The organism is Vibrio sp. S457-15 (assembly GCF_000960545.1).
GTDB classification, from domain to species: domain Bacteria; phylum Pseudomonadota; class Gammaproteobacteria; order Enterobacterales; family Vibrionaceae; genus Vibrio; species Vibrio parahaemolyticus.
In genome coordinates, this window is record NZ_JYOQ01000095.1 from 1 (window position 1) to 7,614 (window position 7,614).

At 43.8% G+C, this 7,614-nt stretch carries 3 protein-coding genes and 1 pseudogene; 1 reads left to right on the forward strand and 3 read right to left on the reverse strand.

Annotated elements, in window-relative coordinates; all coding sequences use genetic code 11:
* Positions 1 to 1,949: 1,949 nt before the first annotated feature.
* The 3 genes from UF05_RS25675 to UF05_RS08870 form a co-directional block, all read right to left on the reverse strand.
* On the reverse strand, positions 1,950 to 2,132 hold the full coding sequence (locus UF05_RS25675; protein ID WP_045545676.1) for a hypothetical protein: 183 nt from the start codon (positions 2,130 to 2,132) through the stop codon (positions 1,950 to 1,952).
* Positions 2,133 to 2,673: 541 nt separating this feature from the next.
* Positions 2,674 to 5,718 (reverse strand): efflux RND transporter permease subunit, encoded by a 3,045-nt coding sequence (locus UF05_RS08865; protein ID WP_045545677.1) that lies wholly within the window; start codon positions 5,716 to 5,718, stop codon positions 2,674 to 2,676.
* Positions 5,719 to 5,720: 2 nt separating this feature from the next.
* Positions 5,721 to 6,812 (reverse strand): efflux RND transporter periplasmic adaptor subunit, encoded by a 1,092-nt coding sequence (locus tag UF05_RS08870; protein WP_020840782.1) that lies wholly within the window; start codon positions 6,810 to 6,812, stop codon positions 5,721 to 5,723.
* Positions 6,813 to 7,178: 366 nt separating this feature from the next.
* Between UF05_RS08870 and UF05_RS24450 the strand changes: the two are divergent.
* A pseudogene (locus tag UF05_RS24450) lies at positions 7,179 to 7,614 on the forward strand (IS3 family transposase); the annotation flags it as partial.

The following is a 7,614-nucleotide window of genomic DNA, read 5'->3' on the forward strand; positions in this document are numbered from 1 at the left end:
AACCCGAGAGTGAGCCACAAACCAAAGAAAACTAGGATTGAAACCGAAAAATCTCGACTCCCAAAGATCCAAACACCAAGGCTGTTAACCTGAATTTTTAGGCTTTCTTCATCTGGCATATAACGCCTTGCTAAGGTGTGAGTAACGCAATACAAAAGCTACCGCACAGCGCCTTAATCACCATAAGCCACCGCAAAGTAAAAATGCCACGCGTTACGAATCACTCTTAAGCAATTTGTTAGTACATGCGCTACTTCTATTTATGCGCTCCAAAATATTGAAAAGTTGCATGATATGAAAGGCTTTGAACACTGAAGTGAGACGGGCAGCTACAAAACTTAAAATCGATAGAGAGACGAAAGTTGGCTAGAAGAAAAACGTACTGAACTCACCTACTTTTACTGACTTCAAATTAGAAAAGGATTCGTTCCTCGCACTTCGACAGCAACACCAAAGAAACACAATTTTGACTTAGTAAAAACCACGAAAAAGAAGAAGCAATAAAGAAATAGGCTAAAAGTTAGAAACCGTAAATGGTGAAATCAAAGCGAACACTCCGCATATAGTGCCACCGGAAAGAACATGAAAGGTACGAACTGAAAGGTGTAAAGACGAGCGCCAAAACAGATAAACACCAAAACTTATGACCTTTGATGTCAAACCCGTACTAACGCCCTGCTAAGGGGGGATCAACGCAGTACAAAAGCCGCCGCAAACCACCTTAATCACTAAATTCAACGCATAGTAAAAATGCCACGCGTTGCGAATCCCTCTTGAGCAGTTTGTTAGTCGCGAGGCACCGAGCGACAATTTTAAGCCGAACTAAACTTTGCGAACAACAAACTTTATGTGCTTTGATGCACTTAAGTCAGACGTAGTCTCAAAGCGGCAACTCAATGAAACCACTTGGAAAAAACAGCGCCGTAGAAAACGGACTGACAACACCAAAAAGCGCTTTTGGAAAGCCAATCTCACAGTGCGAACTTTCAACAAAGTCACTGAAACCACGTGGAACTTACAACACCAGAGAAGACGACTTTTCAGCGAGTAGATCTGCTTTTGAACCAACAAACTCACCGGGCAGAGTTGCAACCAAGAACAAACGCTCGATTGCCCAGTTCTGTCAGCGCCAAAGAACAAAAAACCGCTTGGACACTTGCAAAACTTTGGATTTGAAACAGCTGAAACTGAGTTTTGACCATCGATGAAGAGCCTGCATAGCAAACAATCATCAGCCAAATTTTAAGCTTAGAAACATGATTTTGATTGCTAGCTTTTTCTGGCGACTAACGCCGCATTAAGGGGTGAACAACGCCACCACCTAACCTAAACCATTGTGCCGTAAACACTTAAGCCAATTCAAACCAAAACTGCCAAGCGTTGTGAATCCCTCTTGAATGCTTTGTTAGTTGCCAAACCTAAAGCGTTGATTTGAAGTTGATTGCCGCTTTGCCAACACTGGCTTTATGTGCTTTGAAAGACTCAAATCAGACGCAGTTTCAAAACACCTGTCACTGAAACCACTTGGAACTCAAAACGCCTTAGAAAACGGACTAACAACACCAAAAAGCTCTTTTAGACAGACAGTGTTACAGAGCTGACTTTCAACAAACAAAGCGGCTTCTGAAACAGAAGATCCAAACCACACAAGAAACCAAAGCACGATTTTCACAACCCCAAATAACTAGAAATGGAAATAAGAAAACCTAGCCAAATACACACGGACTTTAGCCCTAAACATTTTTCTTTAGGTACGTTTTTCCTCGTTGGCAACTAACGCCGCATTAAGGGGTGAACAACGCCACCACCTAACCTAAACCATTGTGCCGTAAACACTAAAGCTAATTCAAACCAAAACTGCCTAGCGTTGTGAATCCCTCTTAAATGCTTTGTTAGTTGCCAAACCTAAAGCTTTGATTTGAAGTTAATTGCCGCTTTGCCAACACTAGCTATACGTGTTTTAGTAAATTCAAATCAGGCGCAGTTTCAAAGCGTTTGTCACTGAAACCACTTGGAATACGCAACGCCGTAGAAAACGGACTTACAACACCAAAAAGCTCTTTTGAAAAGACAATATCACCGAGCTGCTTTTCAGCAAGTGAATCGGTTTCTGAAACAGAAAATCCAACCACAAAAGAAACCTGAGAACGATTTCCACAAACCCGAATAACTAAAAATTGAAATGCGAAAACCTAGCCAAAAACACACGGACATTAGGCCTAAATATTTTTGTTTTAGCTGCGTTTTTCTCGTTGGCAACTAACGCCCTGTTAATGCGTGACCAATGCAATTAAAAACACATAAATAACAGCCACTTAAATTATAAAAACCACAAGAACATCAATTTCATGTAGCAAATGTGTAGCCCTACAATCGTACAAGAGCCACCAAATAATGATAAGCAGTATCTCATGACTTCTAAAGAACCATTGGACAAGAAACTAGAGCCATTGCTCTAAAATAACGAACTGCAACTAGAGTAAGCATATCAAAAGTGAAAAAAGTAAGGTTCATTCCTAATAGAATTCACAACGAATGGGGAATGACACAAGAAAACTGTGCATTTTTAATGCTTGATCATGTGTTGCGCAGTGGTAAATACAAGAATGCCAGTCAGATAGACTGACTGGCATTGAATCTAGGGCGAATAATATTCGACGTTACTTGTCCCTGTTATTCTACTTTTACCTTAAAAAGCACAGCGTAAAACAACGGAATCACCACTAGGGTTAAAATCGTTGCAAACAACAAACCAAACATAATTGTTACCGCCATACTCTTGAAGAACGGATCAATCAATAGTGGCGCGACACCAAGAATTGTTGTGAGCGCTCCAAGTAGGACGGGTTTGGCTCGGCTTAACGACGCTTCAATAATGGCGTTATAGGGTGCTTTACCCTCGCCGATCTCAGCGTCAGCTTGATCAACCAATACAATCGCGTTCTTAACCATCATACCGATTAAGCTCAAGAAGCCGAGGATCGCCATAAACTCGAAAGGGGTTTGAAAAGCGATAAGGCCAATGACAACGCCAATAATCGCTAGCGGTGCGGTCATCCAGATGACAAGTGGCTGACGTAAAGCGTTAAACATAAAGACCACTGCAAGGATCATGGCGGCAAAACCATATGGCGCTGAAATCGCCAAACCTTCATTGGCATCTTTAGACGCTTTATATTCACCATACCAGATCAACTCATAACCCGATGGGAGGTCAATCGCCTCAATCTTTTCACGAACTTGATTAAAGGCGTCGGACGTCATAACACCCGGAGCCGGATCGGCTTGAACTAAGATGGTCGGCATACGGTTAATACGTCGTAAGATCGCATCCTGATACACTACATCTACCGAGTCTACCAGTTGACTCACTGGAATAAAGCTTCCTGCCTGCGCACTGTAAACTTCGGTATTTTCAATCGCTCTCTCATGCGCTCGTTCGCTTTCCGGAGCTCTGACCACTATCGGTATCAGATCGTTCCCTTCGCGGAAAACGCCGACATTACGCCCTGATAGTGTTTGAGCAATCGCCGCATTGATTTCTTGAGTGGTGAGGCCATAGCGTTGTGCTTCTTGAGACGAATAGACAGGAGCAAGTACTGGAACTTGCTGGCGCCAGTCGTCTTGTACGGCGATCAAATTGGCATCGTTCTGCATGATCGCTTTTGCCTTCTCTGCCAGTTGACGGAGCACTTTACTGTCAGGCCCTTTAAAACCAGCTTCAATCTTCTTACCACCACCGCGGCCCAACATAAACTTCCAGACTTTAATTGATGCGTCTTGGTATTTATTGTCGAGTTCTGATTGCAGTTCACCCACCAAAGGTGCGATTTTTGTATAGTCATCAATATCAATCAACAGCTGACCATAGCTGACGTTCCTTGCTTCTGGTGAGTACGTCAACATGAAACGAAGTCCGCCGCCGCCAATAAAGCTGGTGATATTGGTAATGCCCGGTTTTTGCTTAATATCGCTTTCGATCATCGAAACGACGTTTTCTGTGCGACGAATGTCGGAGCCTTGTGGCAAGTAGACATCAACCACAAACTGTGGACGCTGTGACTCAGGCATAAAACCCGGTGGAACAAATTGAGTTGCCCACAACGAAGCGAACAATCCCAGCACCACGACACCACAACTTAAAAAGCGGTGGTGCAAGACCCATTGAAGTACCCTACGATAGCTCTCAACCATTTTTGACGGAGGGACATCACCCTGCTGAGCTGTCACTTTTAAAAAGTCATAACAAAGCAAAGGGGTCACTGTAACGGCGAACACCCAACTTAGCAGCATTGAATAGAGGATGACCCAAAATAGCGATCCTGCGTATTCACCCATATCCGACGGAGACAAACCAATCGCACTAAATGCGAAAATACCGACGATTGTACCGCCAAGCAATGGCCATTTTGTCGAGTTAACGACCTCAGACACGATCTGCTGCTTGTCTGCGTTGGGCTCTTGCCTTAAGCGTACCAACACCCCATCAGTCACCACGATCGCATTATCAACCAGCATACCCAAAGCGATAATCAGAGCGCCAAGAGAAATGCGCTGCATCGCAATGTCTTCAATGAGCATGACACAGAGTGTACCTGCAACGGTTAACAGCAACACAAAGCCAATGATTACACCAGACCGTACCCCCATAAACAGCAGAAGGACAACAAATACAATCACCACGGCCGCAATCAAATTATCGATAAAGTTGGCTACGGATGCTCGAACAGATTCCGATTGCATTGAGATCGTGTGCAGTTCAATACCAAGAGGACGTTGGCTTTCCAACTCAGCTAAACGTGCTTTTACCGCATCTCCCATATCCACAACGTTACCGCCAGTGATATTAGAAATACCAAAACCAACTGCTCGCTCTCCGTTGTAACGCATTAACATCGATGGCGGCGTCTTATAGCCGCGAGTGATGTCAGCAATGTCGCCCAGAGTCACAATGACATTATTCTGTCCGACGGCGACTTGAAGGTTACGCAGATCATCAAAACTCGTTAGGCTAGAACGTGGAATCACCGGAATGTTCATGACACCGTTGTCGAGGTTGCCCGCCACTGTCACCACACTTTGCTTTTGTAGCACTTGTATGACGTTATTAACCGATAGACCGTATTCTGCTAGCCTATCGCTCGCAATTTCGATGAAGATGGTTTCTTGCTGCTCAGCTAGCGTCGCGGCTTTTGCAACACCCGGAACCAACACCAACTCTCGACGTAGAGAATCGACATAGTCTTGCAGTTGTTTATCGCTAAAGCCCTCGCCCGTCACCGCAAAAAATAGAGAGTAGACGTCAGAGAAGTCATCATTAACAATAGATGGCCCTGCTCCTCTTGGCAGTTGCCGCTGCGCATCGGCTACTTTGCGTCTTAGCTTGTCCCAGACCTGTTGCAACTCGTCACTTGTTTTGGAAAATTCCAGCTTTATTTCCACAGTGACTTCCGAGCGGCCGAGCAAGGAAACCGACTTAACCTCTTTAAGCTCCTGCAGTGATTGGACGGCCCCTTCAATCACATCCGTTACTTCATCGGAAACTTCCTGAGCGGTTGCACCCGCATATGGCGTAATTATGACGGCTTGGCGAATAACAAACTCTGGATCTTCAAAGCGACCCAATTTCAAATAACTGATGTAACCACCGATTAACGTAAGCGCAATCAATACCCACACGCTTGTACGCTTGGCGATGGTATAACGTGCAATATCCATGTTTACGCTCCATTCTCATCAGTATATGGGCGTACTTCCATGTCTTCTTTGGCCGAAGATACACCAGCGATTAGGACTTGCTCACCTTGTTTAAGGCCATCTTTGATGACCACGCGATCTTTATACACGGTCCCCACATCGACAAAACGTTTCTTAACACGATTATCACTGGTTACGACCCAGACAAACTGCTTACCTTGGTTGTCAGGAACCACTGCAGTTAACGGTATCGTCACTAAACTTTCACCACTTTGCGGTTCATCATTCGCAGGGAATACTCGAACCGACATGCCCGGTAAGACTCGATATCCTTTAAGATCATCGAACCCTAGAACGACAGAGTAAGTTTGAGTGTTGGCGTCCGCTTGAGTCGAATAGGTGCGTAAAGACAAATCAAACTGCTGCTCTGGAACAGAGGCAAGCTCTGCAATGGCTCGTGTATTTCTTACGCCAGACAACATAACTTTATGAGGAATATCAATAACAACTTCAAGTGCAGCGACATCCTGAAGAGTAAACAGTGGTTGATTCGCTTGAATTTGCCCGAAATTTTCAATCTTTTTGTCGCCAATCACGCCATCAAAAGGGGCAAATATTTGCGTATACTCAACCTTACGTTGCGCTTCTTCAACTCTGTTTTTAGCAAGATTGTATCGTGTTGTTATGGAATCAAGTTCCGCTTTTGATATCGCTTGTGTTTTCTCAAAAATGGCTTTTGCGCGTTCGTATTCTTGTCTGGTGTTTTTTAACTCTAACTTGGCCGAAGCTAGGGCATTTTTTGCATCCCTATCATCTAGAGTCGCCAATAAATCACCCTTTTTGACACTGTCACCCTCATTGACTTTAATATCTGTCAGTAGACCACTAATGCGAAATGCTAGATCAGCACGTTGAGATGCCCTAACTACGCCATTAAACACCAAATCAGAGGCACGCTGCGGTGCAACCACTTCTACAAGAGCGGGGTTAATTACCGGATTTGCTTCCTGTGTTGTTTCTGGCTCACTGCAACCGGTTAAAAGGAAGCTGGAAGCAATCATACTGCTTAAAACCGTACGCTTTAACTTGGTCGGAATTTTTGATTGAAAGAGCATATCATGACCTTTTTTATTCAATTGATTAGGTATACAACTAGTATTGTTCGATAGTAATTCACAAGAGACAGTTATTGAAGTGAAACTAAAGCGCACAATGCTTGCTAATCACAATTACTTGCGGATAGTTCTCATTTTTAATGTGTCTGTGTGCCCATTTAGCTCATGAGCTAACGCCAGGTTATTATCTAGTTTAGAAATCATTGGCTAGTGAAAATAGACATCAACAGTATGTAAATGAGTGATAGTACTAAGTAAGAATGGGGCACTTCTAAGTTATCCAGTTTCGCTTCTAAAACGAAACTGATCTGCACCAGCAGTTTTGGACACTGAGTTAAGTGAGTACAATCACTAACGAGGTGAATCATGACAAACAAGAAGAAACGTATTATCCATTCTCCTGAATTTAAAGCCGAAACTCTGAAGCTAGCAGAGAAAGTGAGAGTCGCTGCGGCAGCAAGACTGTAAAGAAAAACACTACAACCAGTCAGCGAGAACAAGAGCTAGCTGCTGAAGTAGCCAAACTCAAAAGACAGTTGGCAGAACAAGCAGAAGAGCTAGATATCGTAAAAAAGGCCGCCACCTACTTCGCGAAAAATCTAAAGTAGATTGCTATGAATTCATGCTTGAACACTTGCTGTGCTTCAGTGTTGTCCGCATGGTTAAGGTATTCAAGGTTTCTCGAAGTGGGTTTTATTATTGGATTAAGCATCGCCACAAGGGTATTCAACGCGAAGCAACTCGCCAAGAGTTTGATGCAAAGGTTAAAGATGCTTTTGACAACAGTAAGGGGCGAGATGCT